General features: G+C 73.2%; 6 protein-coding genes and 1 pseudogene. 3 read left to right on the plus strand and 4 right to left on the minus strand.

Translation table 11 applies throughout. From position 1 onward, the window contains the following. Window positions 1-6 precede the first annotated feature (6 nt). From CLM62_RS29765 to CLM62_RS29780, 4 genes and pseudogenes are all read right to left on the minus strand, one after another. Window positions 7-1563 carry a carbohydrate-binding protein gene (locus tag CLM62_RS29765; protein WP_095752983.1) on the minus strand — a complete coding sequence of 519 codons (1557 nt, stop codon included), beginning with the start codon at window positions 1561-1563 and terminating at the stop codon, window positions 7-9. A 315-nt stretch (window positions 1564-1878) separates the two neighbouring features. Next, a pseudogene (locus CLM62_RS29770) lies at window positions 1879-2079 on the minus strand (AbgT family transporter); the annotation flags it as partial. 9 nt (window positions 2080-2088) lie between these two features. Continuing rightward, complete coding sequence (locus CLM62_RS53215) at window positions 2089-4092, minus strand: 2-oxo acid dehydrogenase subunit E2 (protein ID WP_095752984.1); 2004 nt, start codon at window positions 4090-4092, stop codon at window positions 2089-2091. Window position 4093: 1 nt separating this feature from the next. Beyond that, window positions 4094-5233, minus strand: coding sequence for a thiamine pyrophosphate-dependent enzyme (locus tag CLM62_RS29780; protein ID WP_373559198.1), 1140 nt, complete (start codon window positions 5231-5233; stop codon window positions 4094-4096). 249 nt (window positions 5234-5482) lie between these two features. Between CLM62_RS29780 and CLM62_RS29785 the strand changes: the two genes are divergently transcribed. The 3 genes from CLM62_RS29785 to CLM62_RS29795 all read left to right on the plus strand — a co-directional run. Next, window positions 5483-6784, plus strand: a complete 1302-nt coding sequence (locus CLM62_RS29785; RefSeq protein WP_095752985.1) for a cysteate synthase — start codon at window positions 5483-5485, stop codon at window positions 6782-6784. After that, the gene (locus tag CLM62_RS29790; protein WP_095752986.1) at window positions 6781-14379 is read left to right on the plus strand and encodes a non-ribosomal peptide synthetase; all 7599 of its coding nucleotides are present in this window, start codon (window positions 6781-6783) and stop codon (window positions 14377-14379) included. Before CLM62_RS29785 ends, CLM62_RS29790 begins: the two co-directional genes overlap by 4 nt. A 6-nt stretch (window positions 14380-14385) precedes the next feature. Continuing rightward, window positions 14386-21155 (plus strand): non-ribosomal peptide synthetase (locus CLM62_RS29795; RefSeq protein WP_095752987.1); only part of this gene is annotated, 6770 nt, incomplete at its 3' end.

Here is a 21155-nt window from a genome sequence, read left to right on the forward strand (position 1 = left end):
CGGCTGTCAGCCGAACGTCACCACGAGGCGGCCGTCCGAGGCGAAGGACCACTTCAGGGCGCCGGCGTAGGAGGAGCACCGGGACCCGTTCGAACCGGACCAGAACTGGTTCGAGCCGTCGGCGTTGCCGACGATCCGGTCGTTCGTCCCGCTGCCGCTGCGGCACGAGGTGTTGTTGCGGAACACCGAAGTGCCGGCGTCGAACGAGTAGTTGCGCTCCTCGTTGTCGATGCTGACGTTGTCCGACACCGTCATCGTGCCGGGGTTCCTGTTGTACGTGAACCCGTGCTTGCCGTTGTTGTAGGCGATGTTGCGCCGGATGACGTGGTTGACCCCGATGTCCTCGCCGCCCAGCTTGTAGCCGTTGCGGTCGCCGTTGCCGGCCTGGGAGCCGTCGCTGAGGGTGCCGTTGTCGTAGGCGAGGGAGTCCTCGATGGTCACCGCGCCGATGGCTCCCGTGTCGCTCTTGGTGTAGAGGTCCCAGCCGTCGTCGATGTTGTTGTGGGCCACGGCGTAGCGGAAGACGTTCCCGGGACCGGAGGTCAGCTTCGCGGCGAAGCCGTCGGCGTCCTCGCCGTCGGAGTCGGCGTTGTCGTGCGACTGAGCGCTCAGGATGAGGTTGTTGGACGGCCACTGGTCCTTGGGGGTGCTGGAGAGCATCCGCGAGAGCTGGAGCCCGGTGTCACGGTTGAAGCGGGTCACCGTGCGCTCGAAGACGTTGTTGCTGCCGCCGACGAAGATCCCGTTGTCGCCGGCCCGCTCGACGACGATGCCCTTGACGTGCCAGTACGACCCGTTCACGGCGAGCCCTCGGTTCGAGGTGGCCTCGCTCTGGGCCGAGAAGTTCAGTACGGGCGTCTCACCCGGGTAGGCGGTCAGCTCGGTGCGGTCGCTCGCGGTGCCGTTGTTGCCCGCCGGGATGGTGACCGTCTGCGAGTAGCGGTAGGTACCGCCGCGCATGTAGATCGTCCCGCCGGGCGTGATGCGGGAGATCGCCGAGGTGAGCGTCGTCGGGGCCGACTCCGTTCCGGCCGCCCCGTCGGTGCCGTTCGGCGCCACGTACAGCGCGGGGCCCGTCGGCGCCGGGGTGCCGCCGCTCGTCTCGACCTCGAGGTAGTCGACATTGGGCAGGCCGGCGGCGGCGGTGGGGCTGAGCCGGATGGTGTTGCTGCCCGAACTCAACGGCACCGTGAGCGTCTTCGTCGCCCACGTTCCCCACGCGCCGGTGCCTTCGAACGACACGGACGTGGCCGAGGAGCCGTTCACCGTGAGGCTCGCGGGCCGTGCGGTGGTGGTGCCGTTGGCGAAGCGGATCCTCAGGGTGGCCGTGCCCGCGGCGGGGGCGTTCACGGTGAACTGGGCGTAGGCGCCGACCGTGTTGTCGGCGTTGCAGAATCCGGTGCCGGAGAAGCCGGCCCAGTCGGAGTCGATGGTGCCGGTACAGACCGCCGGAGAGGTCTCGGCCTCATAGCGGGTGGAGGCGGCCTGTGCCGTGGTGCCGGACAGCGCGACGAGGGTGCCGGCCAGCAGGCCGACGCACGCGATGACGGGTCTCAGTTGCATCGTTCGTCTCCAGGTAGGTGGGCTCGTCTGACCAGGCGTTCGGTGGAACGGTGTCGAGCTGACCCTTCCTCTGCGGGTTCCGGGGCGCGATGATGCGACTGGTTCGAGAACGTGAACGGGGTGAACCGGCCGGGCATCGCATCCGGAGGGAGAAAGCGCTTTCCCGGGACGCTAGATGCTTGCTGTGAACGCGTCAATAGACGTGTACTTGATTCCTATTCATGAACATGAACGACTGAGGGGGGTCGGCAACGGAAAGGCCGTCATCGCCATGACGGCCACAGCGGCCCCTCCCCGCAGCGGTCCCGGCGCCCGTCATTTCACGCCGATGTGGGCGCCGGGGCCGAGCGGCAGGTCGAAGCCGTAGAAGATGCCCAGGATCACGAGCCACACCGCGAGGAACGGCACCGTGAAGATCGACAGCCGGGCGATGAGCGTGCCCAGGCGGGCCTCGGGTTCGTACCGGCGCAGCAGCGCCAGCAGCAGGAAGACGTAAGGGCTCATCGGCGTGATGATGCCGAGACGTCATCGGTCAGCCGCGGCCCCTTCCGGAGCGGTGATGCCCTCGACGACGTGGCGGAGGAAACCGGCCGCGGTGCCGCCGTCGCAGACACGGTGGTCGAAGGTCAGCGACAGGTGGACGACCTCGCGTACCTCCACGCGGCCGTCCACCGCCCAGGGGCGGTCGGTGATACGGCCCACGCCGAGCATGGCGGCCTGGGGGTGGTTGAGGATCGGGGTGGCGCCGTCGACGCCGAAGACGCCATAGTTGTTGAGAGTGAAGGTGCCGCCTGTGCGGTGCTCCACCGGGAGCGCGTCCCGCCGGGCCAGGTCGGTCAGGCGCCTCAGCTCGGCGGCGAGGTCCTCGGGCGACAGCCGGCCGGCGTCCCGGACGACGGGCACGACCAGACCGTGCGCGGTCTGCGCGGCGAAGCCGAGGTGCACGTCGGGCAGGCGGACCAGCTCCCCGCGGTCGGTGTCGACGCGGGCGTTGAGCGCGGGGAAGGCGGCGAGGGCGGCGAGGCAGGCCCGGGCCAGCAGGGGCATCAGGCCTGTGCCGTGGTCGGCGCGTGCGGTGAGCAGGGCGGTGGCGTCGGTGTCGGCCCAGATGGTCACGGCGGGAGTGTCGCGGTGACCTCGGACGAACTTCTCGGCGGCGGGGCCCAACGGGGAGCGCTGCTCGCCGGGCTGCCCGCTCCGCGAGCGGCTGCGCCACGTCGGCGCCAGGGCCGTCCCGTACCCGGTGAGCACGGCCCCCGAGCCCGTCTCCGTCACCGTCAGCAACGGCGCCCCCACTCCGACGACCTCACCGGCCCGGCAGTGCAGGGCGGTCACCGTCCCGGCGTACGGACTCGGCAGTGTCACCGCGGACTTGGCCGTCTCGACCTCGGCGACGACCTGGTCGTGCTCGACGGTGTCGCCCACGGCGACCTTCCACTCCAGCACCTCGGCCTCGGTCAGGCCCTCACCCAGGTCCGGCAGGTCGAAGGTCCGTTCCGCGGGGGCTCTTGGAGAGGCGACGGGAGCCGCTCGCCGTACGTGCCCTGTGCTGCTGTCGGGCATCAGCCGGCGCAGACCCGCGAGCACCCGCCCGGCCCCCGGCAGATGCGCGCCCTCCAACAGCGGCGGCGGATACGGGATGTCGAGCCCCGTCACCCTCAACACCGGCGCGCGCAGCGCGTCGAAGCACCGCTCCTGCACCCGCGCCGCGATCTCCGCGCCGACTCCGGCGAAGCCCTGTGCCTCGTGCACCACCAGGCAGCGGCCGGTCCGCCGTACCGACTCGGTGAGCGTACGGTCGTCCAGCGGGACGAGGGTGCGCAGGTCGAGCACCTCGACGTCCATGCCGTCGGCCGCCGCAGCTGCGGCGGCCTCCAGGGCCACCGCGACCGACGGGCCGTACGCCACCAGCGTCGCGTCGCGGCCGGGGCGGCGTATCGCGGCGGTGCCGAACGGCTCGGTGCGGACCGGGAGTTCGAGGTTCTCCTTCGTCCAGTAGTGGCGCTTGGGTTCCAGGAAGACCACCGGGTCCGGGTCGTCGATCGCCTCGCGCAGCAGCGAGTACGCGTCCGCCGCCGTCGCCGGGGTCACCACCTTCAGGCCCGCCGTGTGCGCGTAGTACGCCTCGCTGGAGTCACTGTGGTGCTCGACGCCGCCGATGCCGCCGCCGTACGGGATCCGGACGACCAGCGGCAGCGCCAGGGCGCCCCGGGTGCGGTTGCGCGTCTTGGCGATGTGGGAGGCGATCTGCTCGAACGCCGGGTACGCGAACGCGTCGAACTGCATCTCCACCACCGGCCGGAACCCGGCCATCGCCATGCCGACGGCGAGGCCCGCGATGCCGGCCTCGGACACCGGGGTGTCGAAGCAGCGCCGGTCGCCGAACGTGTCGGCGAGCCCGTCGGTGACCCGGAAGACGCCGCCGAGGCGGCCGACGTCCTCGCCGAGGACGACGACGCGTTCGTCCGCGCCGAGGGCGTCCCGCAGCGCGGTGTTGAGCGCCTGTGCCAGTGCCGTGCCGGCCGCCATGTCAGCGTCCCTCCAACTCGGCCAGCAGGGCGGCCCGTTGCTCTCTCAGGTGAGGCGTCGGTGAGCTGAACACGTGGTCGAGGAGGGTTGACGGGGCCAAGTCGGGGTCGGTGGCGAGTCGTTCGCGGACATCGGCGGCGTACGCCTCCGCCTCGGCGGCCGTGGCCTTCACATCGGTGTCGGTGAGCAGGCCGCGTTCGCGCAGCGCGGCCTCCAGCCGGGCGATGGGGTCGTGGCCCTGCCAGTGCTCGGCCTCCGTGGCCGGGCGGTAGCGGGACGGGTCGTCGGCGCTGGTGTGCGGGGCCATGCGGTAGGTGTGCGCCTCGACGAGCCAAGGCCCGCCGCCCGCCCGGGCGTCCTCGACGGCCGTGGTCAGTACGGCCAGCACGGCGGCGGTGTCATTGCCGTCCACCTGCTCGGAGCGGACGCCGTAACCGACCCCCTTGTACGCCAGGGCCGGTGCCGCGCACTGGGCGGCGAGCGGCACCGAGATGGCGTACCCGTTGTTCTGCACCAGGAAGACCACCGGAGCCTTCAGCACCCCGGCCAGATTGACCGCCTCGTGGAAGTCGCCCTCGCTGGTGGCGCCGTCGCCGACGAGCGCGAGGGCGACCGTGTCCGCGCCCTTGAGCCGCTCGCCGTGGGCCAGACCGGTGGCGTGTGCCGCGTGGGTCGCCAGCGGGGTGCACTGCGGCGCGGTGCGGTGGCGCAGCGGGTCGTAGCCGCAGTGGGCGTCGCCGCGCAGCAGCGTCAGCGCCTCGACGGGGTCGATGCCGCGGCTGACCAGGGCGACGCAGTCGCGGTAGGTGGGGAACAGCCAGTCCGTGGCGCGCAGCGCGAGCGCGGCGCCCACCTGGCAGGCCTCCTGGCCGAGGCTGGAGGGATGGACGGCGAGCCGGCCCTGCCGGGCGAGCGCCGTCGCCTGCTCGTCGAAGCGCCGCCCGACGACCATCTTCCGGTACGCCGTCAGCAGCGACTCGGGCGTCGGCTCGGGGTATGCCCGGTGTTCCGTCTTTTCCACCGAGTTAAATTTCCGCGTTTTGCGATTCGTTGGTAGAAAGGAAACCGGAACATGGGACGGGAGCAAGGGAGAAACTTGTGCCCACTCCTCCCCATCCGTATGCATCGGATTGACACCCATATTTACGCCACCCTTTCGTCACGGCGTATGCGCCTCGGATGATCTCCGCAGCCGATGCTTTCTCAACCGCCCGGCGGATACGGAGAGATGAAGCGGAACTGAACAGTCCGCAGTCTGTTCCTTGGTTTCTCTCCCGACCCATACGTGTCAACTCGGCTTCTTGAAAAGGTAAGTTGCGCGTCGCCCGCGAGCCTAGAAGACCAGGTTCCAATGGAGCAGCGATGCGCGGCACTTCGGAAGGCAAGGAACATGTCCCGAGTACGCCCGGGAACACGTCACTACACGGTTGTCTGTTCCTCGTGCGGAATCCGCTACGACGACGACGGCCTCCTCCTCGACTGCTCCCGCGGGCATGAACCGGCATTCCTGCGCACCGAGTACGACAGAACCGGAACGCGGCAGGCCGAAAACACAGGGCTGTTCCGGCACGCCCCGCTGCTGCCGGTGGCGCGCACTTTCCCCGATGTGCCGGGACCGGTCGTGTACCGCGCCGGACGGCTCGGCCACCGCATCGGCCTCGACCGGCTCTGGGTCGCCTTCAACGGCCACTGGCCCGAACGCGGGGCGCGGTTGCCGACCTGCACCTTCAAGGACCTGGAGGCCTACACCGTCCTCGGCCGCCTGCCCGCCGCGCCGCCCGTCCTGGTGATCCCCTCGGCGGGCAACACCGCCGCGGCCTTCGCCTGGGCCGCCACCCGGCACCGGGTGCCCTGTCTGCTCGTTGTGCCCGCCCCGGCCCTGGAGCGGATGCGCTTCCCCACCCCGCTCGACCCCTGCGTACGCCTCGTCGTCCTCGACGGCACCGCCACCTACAGCGACGCCATCGCCTGCGCCGACCTGCTCGCCGCGCTCCCCGGCCACCACGCCGAGGGCGGCTCACGCAACGTCGGCCGCCGCGACGGCCTGGGCACCGTCATGCTGGCCGCCGCCGAGGTGCTCGGCCGGCTGCCGGAGACCTATGTGCAGGCCGTCGGCAGCGGCACCGGAGCCATCGGCGCCCACGAGGCCGCGCGCCGCGTCCGTCCCGGCGGCGAGCCGCTGCCGCGCCTGCTGATGTGCCAGAACGCGCCCTTCGCGCCCCTGTACGACGCCTGGCACTGTGCGGGACCGGCCCCGGCCCACCGCGAACACGAGCCGCTCGCCCGCGAACTGACCAACCGGCGCCCGCCGTTCACCGTCCGCGGCGGCGTCCGTGACGTGCTCGCCGAGAGCGGCGGCGACGTCCTGTGCGCGGACAACGAGGCCGCGATCGCCGCCATGGCCCTCTTCGAGGAGGTCGAGGGCATCGACATCGAGCCGGGCGCCGGGGTCGCGCTGGCCGCCTTGGCGGACGCCGTCAAAGCCGGGCAGGTGCGCGGAGACGAACTCGTGCTCCTCAACATCACCGGCGGCGGCCGCGCCCGTCAGGCCGGCGACATCGCCCTCGTGCCCGCCGAACCGTGGCTGCGCGTCCCGTGGCCCGGCCGGGACGCCGGGCCGGGCGCTGTCGCCGAGCAGGTGGAACGGCTGCTGACGGGCGCAGGCGCCGTCGTCGCCACGGAGGGCCGATGACCGTCGTACTGGAGCTGTCCGCCGCCCAGCGCTCGATGTGGTTCGGGCAGCGGCTCGACCCCGCCGGACCCGCCTACAACGTCGGCGAGTACACCGAGATCCACGGGCCCGTCGATCCCGCGCGCTTCCGCGAGGCGGTGCGTGCGGTGGTGGACGCGACCGAGACGCTGCGGGTCCGGTTCACTGCTGACGACGACACCGTCCGCCAGCTCGTCGAAGCCGACCCGGACTGGGACGTGCCCGTCGTCGACCTCGCCGGGGAACCCGCATCCCGGTCCGCCGCCGAGGCGTGGATGGCCGCCGACTTCGCCACGCCGTTCGACCTCGACCAGGGCCCGCTCTTCCGGTACGCGCTGCTGAAGCTGGCGGACGCCCACTGGATCTGGTACCAGCGCTACCACCACATCGCGGTCGACGGGTACAGCTGCTCCCTCATCGCGCGCCGGGTGGCCGACGCCTACACCCATACGTCCCCGACCCCGCCGCCGGCACCCCTCGCCCCGCTGATCGCCAAGGACGCCGACTACCGGGCGGGCGAGCGGCACGCATCGGACCGGGACCATTGGACACAGGCCCTCACCGACCGACCCGAGCCGGCGAGCCTGTCAGCCCGGCCACCGCAGGTCGCCGAGCACTTCCACCGCCGTACCGGCCATCTCCCGGAAGCCGCAGGCGACTTGGTGCACGCGGTCGCCGACCGCGCCGGCACCCGCTGGTCGCGCGTCGTCCTCGCCGCGACCGCCGCCTACCTGCACCGGCTCACCGGAGCCCGCGACGTCGTCCTGGGCCTCGCCGTCACCGCCCGCGAGAGCGACACCGAACTCGCCACCCCGGGCATGGCGTCCAACGTGCTCCCGCTGCGGCTGACCGTACGGCCCGACACGGCCGTCGACGACCTCGTACGGCAGACCGCGACCGCCACCCGCGAGCTGCTGGCACACCAGCGGTACCGGGGTGAGGACCTGCGGCGGGACCTGGACTGGCCGCAGGACGGGCGGCGGTTCTTCGGGCCTGTCGTCAACATCATGGCCTTCGGGCCTGAGTTGCGGTTCGCCGGGCACCCGACCACGCGCCACAACCTGTCCACCGGGCCCGTCGAGGACCTCGCCGTCAACGTGTACGACCGCGCCGACGGCCACGGCATCCGCATCGACCTCGACGCGAGTCCCGCCCACTACACGGACGCCGAACTCGCCGCTCACCACCGGCGGTTCGTCAGCTCCCTGGAGCGGTTCGTCGCCGCGGAGCCGGCGACTCCGGTCGGCCGGGTGGAGCTGACGCTGCCGGAGGAGCGGGCGGTGGGCCGCCTCGACGGGGGGAAGGCGCACGCAGGGGCGACGGTGCCGGAGCTCTTCGCGGCGCACGTCGCGGCCGATCCGGACGGTGCGGCACTGATACACGGTGAACGCACCACGAACTACTGGCAGCTGAACGCAGACGCCAACCGGCTGGCGCATCGACTGCTCGCCCTCGGTATCCGCCCCGAGGACCGCGTCGCCGTCCTGATGCGCCGCTCCGACCACCTCCTCACCGCGCTGCTGGGCATCCTCAAGGCGGGCGGCGCCTACGTCGGCCTCGACCCGCACGCCCCCGCCGCCCGCACCCGGCGGATCCTCGCCGAGACCGGCACGGCGGCCCTGCTGACCGATACAGCGCTCACCGAGACAGCCGAGGAGACCTACGACGGCCCTGTCGTCGTCACCGACGCCGACCCGACGCTCGACAACGAGCCGGACACCGACCCCGCCGTGCCCGTGCACCCCGACCGACTGGCCTACGTCAGCTACACCTCGGGCTCCACCGGCACACCGAAGGGCGTGGCGGTCACCCACCGCGACGTCACCGCTCTCGCCACCGACTCGGCCTTCTCCGACGGCGCCCACGCGCGCGTGCTGGTGCACTCGCCGACCGCGTTCGACGCCTCCACGTACGAGATGTGGGTGCCGTTGCTGAGCGGCGGCGCGGCCGTGGTCGCCGGGCCGGAGGAGGACGTGGACGCCGCCGCCGTGGCCCGTCTGACGCGGCGGCACGGGCTGACGGCGCTGTGGCTCACCGCCGGGCTGTTCCGGCTGGCCGCCGAGGAGGACCCAGGCTGCTTCGCGGGGCTGCGGCAGGTGTGGACCGGCGGCGAGGCCGTCCCCGCGTCCGCCGTGCGCCGGGTGCTGGCCGCCTGCCCCGAGCTGACCGTCACCGACGGCTACGGCCCCACCGAGACGACCACCTTCGCCACCACCCGCCCCTGCCCAGCGGGGGCACCCGTCCCGGACCCGCTGCCCATCGGCCGCCCCCTGGACGGCATGCGCGCGTACGTGCTCGACGGCGCCCTCCGTCCGGTCCCGCCGGGCACGGTGGGGGAGTTGTACGTCGCCGGTCCCGGTGTGGCCCGCGGCTACCTCGGCCGCCCCGGCGCAAGCGCCGAACGGTTCGTCGCCGACCCCGACGGCCCGCCAGGCGCCCGGATGTACCGCACCGGCGACCGGGTGCGCGTGAACGCGGACGGTGAGCTGGAGTTCCACGGCCGCACCGACGGCCAGGTGAAACTGCGCGGCTTCCGCATCGAACCCGGCGAGATCGAGACGGCCCTCGCCGCCCATCCCGAGGTCGCACAGGCGATCGCCGTCGTCCGCGAGGACCGCGACCGGTATCTGGTCTCCTACGTGGTCCCCGCCGAGGGTGCGAACCCGACCCCGGACGCCCTGCGCGAGCACCTCGCCGACCGGTTGCCCGACTACATGCTCCCGTCGGCCGTCGTCGCCTTGGACCGGCTGCCGCTGACCGCCAACGGCAAGCTGGACCGCGCCGCGCTGCCCGCCCCGCCGACGGCGACGACCGTACGCGCAGAGGCCGCCCGCACCCCGCACGAAGAGCTCCTGTGCGCCCTGTTCGCGGACGTCCTGGGCCTGCCGGAGGCCGGCCCGCACGACGGCTTCTTCGCCCTCGGCGGCCACTCGCTGCTCGCCCTGCGGCTCCTGGGCCGCGTACGGGCCACGCTCGGCACCGAGCTGACGCTGCGCGACGTGTTCCGGACGCCCACTCCGGCCGGGCTCGCCCGGCAGATCGGTGCGGGGACGGCCGTACGGCCCGCCCTCCCTAGGCCGGCCCCGCGCACCACGGCGGGCGAGGCCCCCCTGTCGTCGGCCCAGCGGCGGCTGTGGTTCCTGCACCGGCTGGAGGGACCCGGCGCCGCCTACAACATCCCGGTCGCCGTACGGCTGACCGGCAGCCCTCTGGACCCGGACGCCCTGCGCGCCGCCCTCGCCGACCTCGTCGCCCGGCACGAGATCCTGCGGACCGTGTACCCGGACGCCGACGGGGTTCCGTGCCAGCGACTGCTGGACGCCGTACGGGCGGAGCCTCATGTCGAGCACCTCACGGAGGCCGAACTTCCCGAGAGACTGGGGGTGTTGGCTGCGGAGGGGTTCGAGCTCGCCGAGGACATCCCCCTCCGTGCGCATCTCCTCGTCCTCGGTCCCGAGGACCACGTCCTGCTGCTCGTCCTGCACCACATCGCCTCGGACGGCTGGTCGCTGGACCCCCTCCTGCGTGACCTGGCGACCGCCTACCGGGCCCGGCTGGCCACGCGGGAGCCGGACTGGGCGCCGCTGCCCCTCCAGTACGGCGACTACGGCGCCTGGCAGCACGAGCACCTCGGCGCCGACCAGGAACGTCAACTCGCCCACTGGCGCGAGGCACTCGCCGGACTCCCCGACGAACTCACGCTCCCTGCCGACCGGCCGCGCCCCGCCCGTGCCACCCACCGGGGCGGCGACATCCCCGTCCGGCTGGACGCCGCCCTGCACCGGCGGCTGCGCGAGCTGGCCGCCGGGAGCGGGACGACCGTGTTCATGGTCGTGCAGGCGGGGCTCGCCGCCCTGCTCACCCGGCTCGGCGCGGGCACCGACATTCCGCTCGGCACACCGGTCGCGGGCCGCGCCGACGAGGTGCTCGACGACCTGGTCGGCTGCTTCGTCAACACCCTCGTCCTGCGCACCGACACCTCCGGCGACCCGACCTTCCAGGAACTGCTGGCCCGGGTACGGGAAACCGACCTGGCGGCCTACGCCCTCCAGGACCTGCCGTTCGAGCAGCTGGTCGAGGCCCTCAACCCGCCGCGGTCGATGGCCCGGCACCCGCTCTTCCAGGTGATGCTCGCCTTCCGCCCCACCACCGGACCCCGGCTCGACCTGCCCGGGCTCGACGCCCGGACGGTGCCCGTGGAGACCGGGGCCACGAAGATCGACCTGACGTTCAACCTCGCCGAACTCGGCTCCGGCGACGGCATCGAGGGCGTCCTCCAGTACAGCGCCGACCTCTTCGACCGCCGTACGGCCGAGGAACTGGCCGCCCGTCTGGAACGGCTGCTGCGGGCCGCCGTCGACGCCCCGGACCGGCCCATCGGCACCCTCGACATCCTGAGCGCGGACGAACGCCGGTGCCTGCTGGCCGGGTTCAACGACACGGGACGGGATGTCCCGGACACCACCTTCCCGCGGATGTTCGAGGCGCGTGTCGCCTCGGTGCCGGACGCGGTGGCGGTGACGGACGCGGGGACTTCGCTGACGTACCGTCAACTCGATGCTCACGCCGACCGGTTGGCGCGCGCTCTCACCTCGTACGGTGCCGGGCCGGGCCGGATCGTCGCCTTCTCGCTGCCCCGGTCCATCGACCTCGCGGTCGCCGTGCTCGCCGTACTCAAGGCCGGCGCGGCCTATCTGCCGCTCGACCCGGAGCATCCCGCCGAGCGCACGGCTTACCTGCTCTCCGATGCGGCGCCCGTGTGCGTGATCGCCCGGGACCGGCTCCCGGCCATCGCCCGGGACCAGCGTCCTGTCGACGTGCCCATCGTCTGTCCCGATGCGACCCCGGACGATCCGGACGCGCCCCTCGCCGAAGCCCGCCCCGCCGACCCCGCCTACCTGATCTACACCTCCGGCACCACCGGACACCCCAAGGGCGTCGTCGTCGAGCACCGCAACCTCACCACCTACGTGGCCCGGTGCGTCGAGGCCTACCCGAGCCTGCGTGGCGCCTCGCTGTTGCACGCCACCATGTCCTTCGACGCCACTGTCACCACCCTGCACGGGGCGCTGGCCGCCGGCGGCCGCGTCCACATCGCCGCCTTCCACGAGGCGGGCGCCGCGCCCCTGCCCGGCGGCTACACCTTCCTCAAGGCCACTCCGAGCCACCTCCCGCTGCTGCCCGCCCTGCCGCACGACCTCTCGCCCGCCGAGGAGTTCATGCTGGGCGGCGAGGCCCTGGTCGGTGAGGCCCTGCGCGCCTGGCGCCGCGACCACCCGCACGTACGCCTGATCAACCACTACGGCCCGACCGAACTCACCGTCGGCTGCACCGACCACCGCATCGAACCCGGCGAGGACCTCCCGACCGGCCCGGTGCCCATCGGCCGCCCCATGTGGAACACCCGGGCCTACGTCCTGGACGCGCGCCTGAACCCCGTACCGGCCGGTGTCGAGGGCGAGCTGTATGTGGCCGGAGACCATGTGGCCTGCGGCTACTGGAACCGTCCCGGGCTGACCGCCCAGCGATTCGTCGCCGCCCCCTTCGGGCCGCCCGGAGAGCGCATGTACCGCACCGGCGACCTGGCCGTGCGCCGCGCCGACGGCACCCTGGAACTGCGCGGCCGGGCCGACGGGCAGCTCAAGATCCGGGGCCTGAGGATCGAGCCCGGCGAGATCGAGGGCGTGCTCACCGCCCACCCCGCCGTCACCCAGGCCGCGGTGGTCGTGCGGGAGGACCGGGCGGGCGTACGACGCCTCGTCGGGTACGTCGTCGGGGCCACCGACACCGACCGCCCCGCCCTCCTCGCGCACGCCGCCCGGCAGCTGCCGGCCCACATGGTCCCCGAGGTGCTCGTGGCCCTCGACGCCCTGCAGATGACGCCCAACGGCAAGCTGGACCGCGCCGCACTGCCCGCGCCCGACGCAGCCCGGGAGGCTCCGGGCGCGGAACGGGGGCCCCGCACCCCGCAGGAGGAGATCCTGCGGGAGCTGTTCGCCGAGGTGCTCGACGTCGCCGACGTGGGCCTCGACGACGGGTTCTTCGACCTCGGCGGCGACAGCATCACCTCCATCCACCTCGTGAGCCGCGCCCTCGCAGCGGGCCTGCGGCTGACCCCGCGCGACGTCTTCGAACAGCGGACCGTCGCCGCGCTCGCCGCGCTGGCGGCGGGCCGCCCGACGCCCGAGCAGCCTGCGGAGCAGGAGCCGGCCGTTGGTGAACTGCCGCTCACCCCGGCGATGCACCGGCTGCTCGACCGCGGCGGTCCCATCGGCTCGTTCAGCCAGTCCGTGCTGCTCGTCACCCCCGCCGGCGCCGACGAGAAGCGGCTGACGGCGGCGCTCCAGGCGCTCGTCGACCACCACGATGTCCTGCGGATGCGCCTCGCGGCGGACGACCGGCCGGCGGTGATCCCACCTCCCGGAAGCGTGGACGCGGGCGCGCTGCTGGAGCGGATCGCCGTACCGGACGGGGACTTCGGGCTTGTTCCTCAACCGCAGGTGGACACAGAGAAGTTGCTGCACGCCGTCTGGTTCGATGCCGGACCGGATCGCCCCGGCCGCCTGCTGCTGACGGCCCATCACCTGGCCGTGGACGGCGTCTCCTGGAGCATCCTCCGCTTCGACCTGGCCGCCGCCTGGCGCGAGGAGGAGCTGTCCACGCGGGGCACGTCCTTCCGGCGCTGGGCCCGCCTGCTGGAGCGGGAAGCTCGGGAGCGGGCGCCCGAACTCGCCGTATGGCAAGAGGCGTTGGACCACCCCGATCCGCTGCTCGGCGCCCGTCGCACCGACCCGGAGCGGGACGTGGCCGACTCGATGCGCCACCTCACCCGGGAACTCCCGAAAGACGTCACCACCGAGCTGCTCACCACCGTGCCCGCCGCCTTCCACGCGGGCCCCGACGACGTGCTGCTCGCCGCGCTGGCCGCCGCCTTCGCCCGGTGGCGGCGCCATCCGGCCCTCCTGCTGGACATCGAGCGGCACGGCCGCGAGGAGATCGCCGACGGCGTCGACCTGTCCCGCACGGTGGGCTGGTTCACCAGCGTCGTACCGGCCCGGCTCGACCTCGCCGGAGTCGACCTCGACGATCCGGCCGGCGTCCTCAAGAGCGTCAAGGAACAGCTGCGGTCCGTGCCCGACCACGGCATCGGCCACGGTCTCCTCCGGCACCTCAACCCGGAGACCGGCCCGGTCCTCGCCGCGCTTCCGGCCCCGCAGATCGGCTTCAACTACCTGGGTCGCGCGGCCCACTTGGGGGAAGCCGACTGGTCCGTGGCACCCGAATCGCCACGGAACCTGGGCGCGGCCCACGACCCCGCCCAGCCCGTCGCGCACGGCCTGGAGATCACCGCCGTGACCACCGCCGACGGCCGGCTCGACACGACCTGGTCGTGGGCCCCCGGCATCTGGTCCGAGGACGACGTGCGCGCCCTCGCCGACCTGTGGTGCGCGGAACTGGCCGCTCAGGCCGCCGGCACCCCGGCGGGCGGACACACTCCGTCCGACCTGCCCCTGGTGGCCCTGTCCCAAGCAGAGATCGACGAACTCGAAGCCGAGTTCGGTAGCGAGTGGAGGTAACCCACGGTGACTCGGTCCGGTATCGCCGACATCCTGCCCCTGTCGCCGTTGCAGGAAGGGCTGCTCTTCCATGCCCTCTACGACGACGAGCGGTCACCCGACGTCTACGCGGCCCAGCAGATCCTGGAGCTGACCGGCCCGGTCGACCCCGCCGCCGTACGCGCCTGCGGGCAGGCCCTGCTCGACCGGCACCCCAACCTGCGGGCATGCTTCCGCCGCCGGGAGGCCGGGCAGCCCGTGCAGATCGTCCCCACGGACGTCGAACTGCCCTGGGCGGAGGCCGACTTGTCGGACCTCGGCGAGAGCGAGCGCGACAAGGAGTGGGAGCGGCTGCTGGACGAGGAGCGCACCCGCCGCTTCGACCTCACGAAGCCGCCGCTCCTCAGGTACCTGCTGGTCCGCTGGTCCCCGGACCGCCACCGGCTGGTCGTCACCAACCACCACATCCTGCTCGACGGCTGGTCCAAGCAGCTGCTCGTGCGCGAGTTCACCGCCCTGTACGAGGTCGAGCACCCCACCGCCCTACCGGTGGCGCCCGCTTACCGCGACTACCTCGCCTGGCTGGCCCGGCAGGACCGTACCGCCGCCGAGACGGCCTGGCGCGATGCGCTGTCCGGGGCGGGCGAACCCACCCTGCTCACCCCCACCGGGGTCGACGCCACCACCGTGCTGCCCGAGGAACTCGTCGTCGACCTCCCCGAGCGGCTGACCGCCGCCGCCGAGACCACGGCCCGCTCCCTCGGCATCACCCTCAACACCCTCGTCCAGGGCGCCTGGGGCGTGCTGCTGGGCCGACTGACCGGCCGTACCGACGTCGTCTTCGGGCAGACCGTCACGGTCCGCCCGCCCGAGCTGCCCAACATCGCCTCGATGGTCGGCTTCTGCATCAACACGGTGGCCACGCGGGTGTGCTGGGACGACGACGCCACCGTCGCCGACCTGCTCACCGGCCTCCAGGACCGGCAGACGGCCCTCCTCCCGCACCAGCACCTCGGCCTCGCGGACATCCGCCGCGCCACCGGTGTGAGCGGCGAACTCTTCGACACCCTGTTCGCCTTCGAGAACCACCCGGCCACCGCCGGCCCCGGAGCGTCCCGGGTCACCCAGCTCACCGGCCGCGACGCCACCCACTACCCGCTCACCCTCGCCGTCCTGCCCGCCCGCCGCCTCGCCCTGCGCCTGTCCTACCGGCCCGACCTGTACGACGAATCCGGTGCCCGCACGCTGCTGGACCGCTTCGCCGCCACCCTGGAAGCGCTGGTCAGCGACCCGCATCGGCGTGCCCGAGAGGTGGAGGTACTGCTGCCGGGGGAGCGGGCACGGCTACTCGGTGCGGCTCCCGTCAGGCACACCCGGGAGGCCACCCTGCCCGAGCTGTTCGCCCGCCAGGCCGCCCGCACCCCCGACACGACCGCTGTCGCGTACGAGGGCACCCGGCTCACCTATGCCGAACTGGACGCCCGCGCGGACCGCCTCGCGCGGCTGCTGGCGGCCCGCGGCGCGGGACCGGAGCGGCTGGTCGCCCTCGCGCTGCCCCGCTCGCCGGAGCTGGTGGTGGCCGTACTGGCGGTACTCAGGACAGGTGCGGCCTACCTGCCGATGGACCCCGAGTACCCGGCGGACCGGCTGGCCTTCATGCTCGCCGACGCCGAGCCGGTGCTGCTGGTGACGACCGAGGACGTGGCTCCGCGTCTGCCCGCCTCGGAGGTCCCGGTGGTCGTGCCGGGCGAGCAGTCGCACGAAGAGGCAGCGTCTCTGCCCGCACCGCACCTGACGGGCGATCACCTCGCCTACGTCATCTACACCTCCGGCTCCACGGGACAGCCCAAGGGGGTCGCCGTACCGCACCGGAACGTGATCCGGCTGCTGGAGTCGACCCGGCACTGGTTCGACTTCGGCCCGGACGACGTGTGGACGCTGTTCCACTCCTATGCCTTCGACTTCTCGGTCTGGGAGCTGTGGGGAGCGCTGCTGCACGGCGGCACGCTCGTGATCGTGCCGTTCGAGGTGAGCCGCGAGCCGGAGGAGTTCGTACGGCTGCTCGCACGCGAACGGGTCACGGTGCTGAACCAGACGCCGTCGGCGTTCGGCGAGCTGCTACGGGTGGGTATCTCCAGCGACCTGGTGCTGCGGTACATCGTCTTCGGCGGCGAGGCACTCGACCCGGCCCAGGTCGCCGAGTGGTACACGCGCCACCCGCAGGACAGCACCGTCCTGGTGAACATGTACGGCATCACCGAGACGACCGTCCACGTCACGGGACTCCCGCTGAGCGCGGGCCGGGTGAGCGGGATCGGCCGGACCGTCCCCGATCTGCGCGCCTACGTCCTGGACGCCGGCCTCCGCCTCGTACCCCCGGGTGTGACCGGCGAGCTCTACGTCGCCGGTGCGGGTCTGGCTCGCGGATATCTGGGCCGACCGGGGCTCACGGCGGGGCGGTTCGTGGCCGATCCGTTCGGCACCTCCGGCGAACGCATGTACCGGACGGGCGACCTGGCCCGGTGGACGTCCGAGGGCGAGCTGGAGTACATGGGCCGGGCGGACGACCAGGTCAAGGTCCGCGGCTTCCGCATCGAACCCGGCGAGGTCGAGGCGGCGCTCGCCGCCCATCCCGAGGTGGCGCAGGCGGCCGTACTCGTCCGCGACGGACGGCTGGTCGGATACGTCGTCGCCGCCGACCCCTCCCGCGCCCCCGCCCCGGCGACGGTACGGCGGCAAGCGGCCCGGACGCTGCCGGACCACATGGTTCCGTCGGCCGTCGTGGTCCTGGACCGGCTGCCGCTGACCGCCAACGGCAAGCTGGACCGCGCCACCCTGCCCGCCGCCGACAGCGGGGCGGGAACAGGCCGTGCCCCGCGCACCCCGCAGGAGGAGATCCTGTGTGGCCTGTTCGCCGACGTTCTCGGCCTCGACGCCCATCGCGTGGGCGCGGACGACGGCTTCTTCGAGCTCGGCGGCGACTCGCTGCTCGCCATGCGGCTCGCCGACCGGATCAAGGGCGCGCTCGGCACCACGCTGCCCGTCCGAGCCGTCTTCGAGACCCCGACGCCCGCCGGACTGGCGGCCCGGGCGGACGAGACGGCGGACGAGCGGCGGCCCGAGCTCACGCGCCGGGACCGGCGACCGGACCCGCTTCCGCTGTCCTACGCCCAGCAGCGCCTGTGGTTCATGAACCGCCTCGACGGCGGCCACACCACCTACACCGTCCCCTGGGCCCTGCGCCTGACCGGACCCCTCGACCGGCAGGCCCTCAAGGCGGCGCTCACCGACGTCGTCGCCCGCCACGAGCCCCTGCGCACGCTCCACCCGGACGTCCGGGGCACCCCCTACCAGCGGATCCTGGACCCGGCCGCGGCACGGCTGCCCCTGATGACGGAATCGGCCACCGAGGCCGAGCTGCCCGCGCTGCTCACCGCCGCCGGGGGCCACCGCTTCGACCTGGCCACCGACCTGCCGCTGCGCGCCACCCTGTACGACCTCGGCGCCGACACGCACGTCCTGCTGCTGCTCGCCCACCACATCGCTGTGGACGGCTGGTCCATGGCACCGCTGATGCGCGACCTGGAGACGGCGTACGCCGCCCGGTCGGCGGGCCACTCGCCCGCCTGGCGGCCGCTGCCCGTCCAGTACGCCGACTTCGCCTGCCACCAGCGCGAACTGCTCGGCCCCGAGGACGATCCCACGGAACTGATGGCGCGCCAGATCGACTTCTGGAAGGAGGCGTTGAGCGGAGCACCCGAGGAGCTGCCCCTCCCGGCCGACCGCCCGAGGCCCACCGGGCCCAGCGGTCGAGGAGACCGCGCTGCCGTCGCGCTCGACGCGGAGCTGCACGGTGCGCTCGCCGACCTGGCCGCGTCCTCCCGAGTCACGCTCTTCATGGTGCTCCAGGCGGGATTCGCCGCCCTGCTGACCCGGCTCGGCTCCGGCACCGACATCCCCCTCGGCACGCCGGTCGCCGGGCGGACCGACGGCAGGCTGGACGACCTGGTCGGATTCTTCGTCAACAGCCTCACCCTGCGCACCGACACCTCCGGCAATCCCTCCTTCCGCGAACTCCTGCACCGGGTACGGGACGTCGACCTGGCCGCCTACGCCCACCAGGACGTGCCCTTCGACCTCCTCGTGGACGCGCTCAGCCCCGAACGCTCCCTCGCCCGCCACCCCCTCTTCCAGGTCATGCTGGCCTTCACCGGCCACACGACCGAGCCCGGCCTCTCGATGCCCGGCCTGCGGGTCTCCCGCGAGTCCGTCGAGACCGGGGCCGCCCGTTTCGAGCTGTCCCTGTACCTGACCGAGCACCGTCACGACGACGGCTCCCCGGCGGGCATCGACGGCGTCGCCGAGTACAGCACCGACCTGTTCGACCCCGACACGGCCGAGCGGCTCGCACGGCGGCTCGTGCGTCTGCTGACCGCCGTCGCCGCCGACCCCGACCGGCGCCTCGGCGACATCGACCTCCTCGACGAGGGTGAGCTGCGACGCCTCGACGAGTGGAACACCGTCCCGGGCGACGCGACCGAGGCCTCCCTGGCCGAGCTGTTCCGGGAGCAGGCACGCCGCAGTCCGGACGCACCGGCGCTGAACGAGCTCTCGTACGCCGAACTCGGTGCGCGCGCCGACCGGTTGGCCCGCGTGCTGGCCGGCCACGGAGTCGGTCCCGGTGACGTCGTGGCGGTGCTGATGCCGCGTTGCGCCGACCGGATCGTCGCGGTCCTGGCGGTGGCGCTGGCCGGTGCGGCGTTCCTGCCGGTGGACCCCGGGCTGCCCCGCGAGCGCATCGACTTTCTGCTGGGCGATGCCCGTCCGTCGTACGTCCTCGAGGACGTGAACGCGGACGGCCCGGCGGGCGAACTGCCGGCGGCGCACCACCCGCGCCAGACCGCCTACGTCATCCACACCTCGGGCTCGACGGGCGTGCCGAAGGGCGTCGTCGTGGAGAACCGCGGGCTCGCCGCCCTGGCACGGACGCAGATCGAACGCTTCGGACTCGGCCCGGGCTCCCGCGTGCTGCAGTTCTCGGCGCCCGGCTTCGACGCGTCGGTGATGGAACTGCTGATGGCGTTCGCCTCCGGCGGGACGCTGGTCGTGCCGGCCGAGCCGGGCCCGCTGGTCGGCGAGGCCCTCGAACGGGCCCTGCGGGAGGGCGGGATCACTCACGCCCTCATACCGCCCGCCGCGCTCGCGACACTTCCCACCGGCGACCTTCCCGGTTTGCGGACCCTGGTCGTGGGCGCGGAGGCGTGCCCGGGCGAGCTGGTGGCCCGGTGGGCGCCGGACCGGCTCATGGCCAACGCCTACGGGCCGACCGAGTCGACGGTGTGCGCGACGATCAGCGTGCCGTTGTCGGGCGATCAGGCGCCGCCCATCGGCCGGCCGGTGGCCGGCACGCGGGCGCACGTGCTGGATGCCTGGATGCGGCCGGTGCCGCCCGGCGCGGTCGGCGAGTTGTACCTCGCCGGGGTGGGCGTGGCTCGCGGCTACCTGGGCCGGCCTGGACCGACGGCGGGGCGGTTCGTCGCGGACCCGTTCGGCGTGCCCGGCGAACGCATGTACCGGACGGGCGACCTGGTGCGCTGGTCGGCCGAGGGTGAGCTGGAGTACCTGGGCCGGGCGGACGACCAGGTCAAGATCCGCGGCTTCCGCATCGAGCCCGGCGAGATCGAGGCCGTACTGGCCCGGCACCCGGACGTCGCCCGGGCGGCCGTGGTCGTCCGGGAGGACGAGCCCTCGGAGCGGCGCCTCGTCGGGTACGTCGTTCCACGGGACCCCCGACGCGCCCCCGACCCGGCGGCCGTGCGCGCGCACGCGGAACAGGCGCTGCCGGACTACATGGTGCCGTCGGCGCTCGTCGTCCTCGACGCCCTGCCGCTGACCCCGCACGCCAAGCTGGACCGCAAGGCGCTGCCCGCTCCCGATCCGGTCGGGGCGCCGGGTGGCCGGGAGCCCTCGACGGAAGCCGAGAGGATCATCGCCGGACTCTTCCGCGACCTCCTCAAGCTGGCCGACGTCCCCCTCGACCAGGGGTTCTTCGCCCTCGGCGGGGACAGCATCTCCTCGATCCGGCTGGTGAGCCGGGCCACGGAGGCCGGCGTGTTGATCAGCCCGCGTGATGTGTTCGAGCGTCAGACGGTGGCCGGGCTCGCGGCCGTGGCCCGAGGGCCGGTGGGAGCGGGCAGCACGGAGGCGCAGGATGACGGTGTGGGGACGGCTCCGCTCACCCCGGTGATGCACTGGCTGCTGGAACGCGGCGGACCGATCGACCGGCTCAGCCAGTCCGTCCTGCTGACGGTCCCGGCCGGCGCCGGCCTCCCGCGCCTGACCGAGGCCCTGCAGGCCCTGATCGACCACCACGCCGTGCTCCGGGCCCGGCTCACCCCCGACCCCGACCTCGACGTCCGCCCGGCCGGCCAGGTGCGCGCCGCCGACCTGCTCGACCGCCGGGACGTCAGCGGGGACGAGGACCTGCACGCGGCCGTGGCCGAGGAGTTCGACCGGGTGCTCGGCCTGCTCGATCCGGCGGCCGGGGTGATGGTGCGCGCCGTGTGGTTCGACGCCGGGCCCGACCGTCCGGGGCGCCTGCTGCTCGTCGTACACCATCTGGCCGTGGACGGCGTGTCCTGGCGGATCCTGCTGCCCGACCTGGAGGCGGCGTGGGCCGCGGTCGTCCAGGGGCGCGCTCCGAAGCTGCCGCCGGTCGGCACGTCGTTCCGCCGCTGGTCCCGGCTGCTGGGCGAGGCGGCCGGCGAGCCCGCGCGCGTCGCCGAGGCCGAGCTGTG

It is taken from the genome of Streptomyces sp. SA15, from assembly GCF_002291145.1.
In the GTDB taxonomy this organism is placed as follows: domain Bacteria; phylum Actinomycetota; class Actinomycetes; order Streptomycetales; family Streptomycetaceae; genus Streptomyces.

Excerpts from the sequence above, each read along its gene's own strand:
- CLM62_RS29780 (WP_373559198.1), bottom strand. The coding sequence starts at position 5,233 with ATGGGTGTCAATCCGATGCATACGGATGGGGAGGAGTGGGCACAAGTT.
- CLM62_RS29790 (WP_095752986.1), top strand. The coding sequence starts at position 6,781 with ATGACCGTCGTACTGGAGCTGTCCGCCGCCCAGCGCTCGATGTGGTTC.
- CLM62_RS29785 (WP_095752985.1), top strand. The coding sequence starts at position 5,483 with ATGTCCCGAGTACGCCCGGGAACACGTCACTACACGGTTGTCTGTTCC.
- CLM62_RS53215 (WP_095752984.1), bottom strand. The coding sequence starts at position 4,092 with ATGGCGGCCGGCACGGCACTGGCACAGGCGCTCAACACCGCGCTGCGG.
- CLM62_RS29765 (WP_095752983.1), bottom strand. The coding sequence starts at position 1,563 with ATGCAACTGAGACCCGTCATCGCGTGCGTCGGCCTGCTGGCCGGCACC.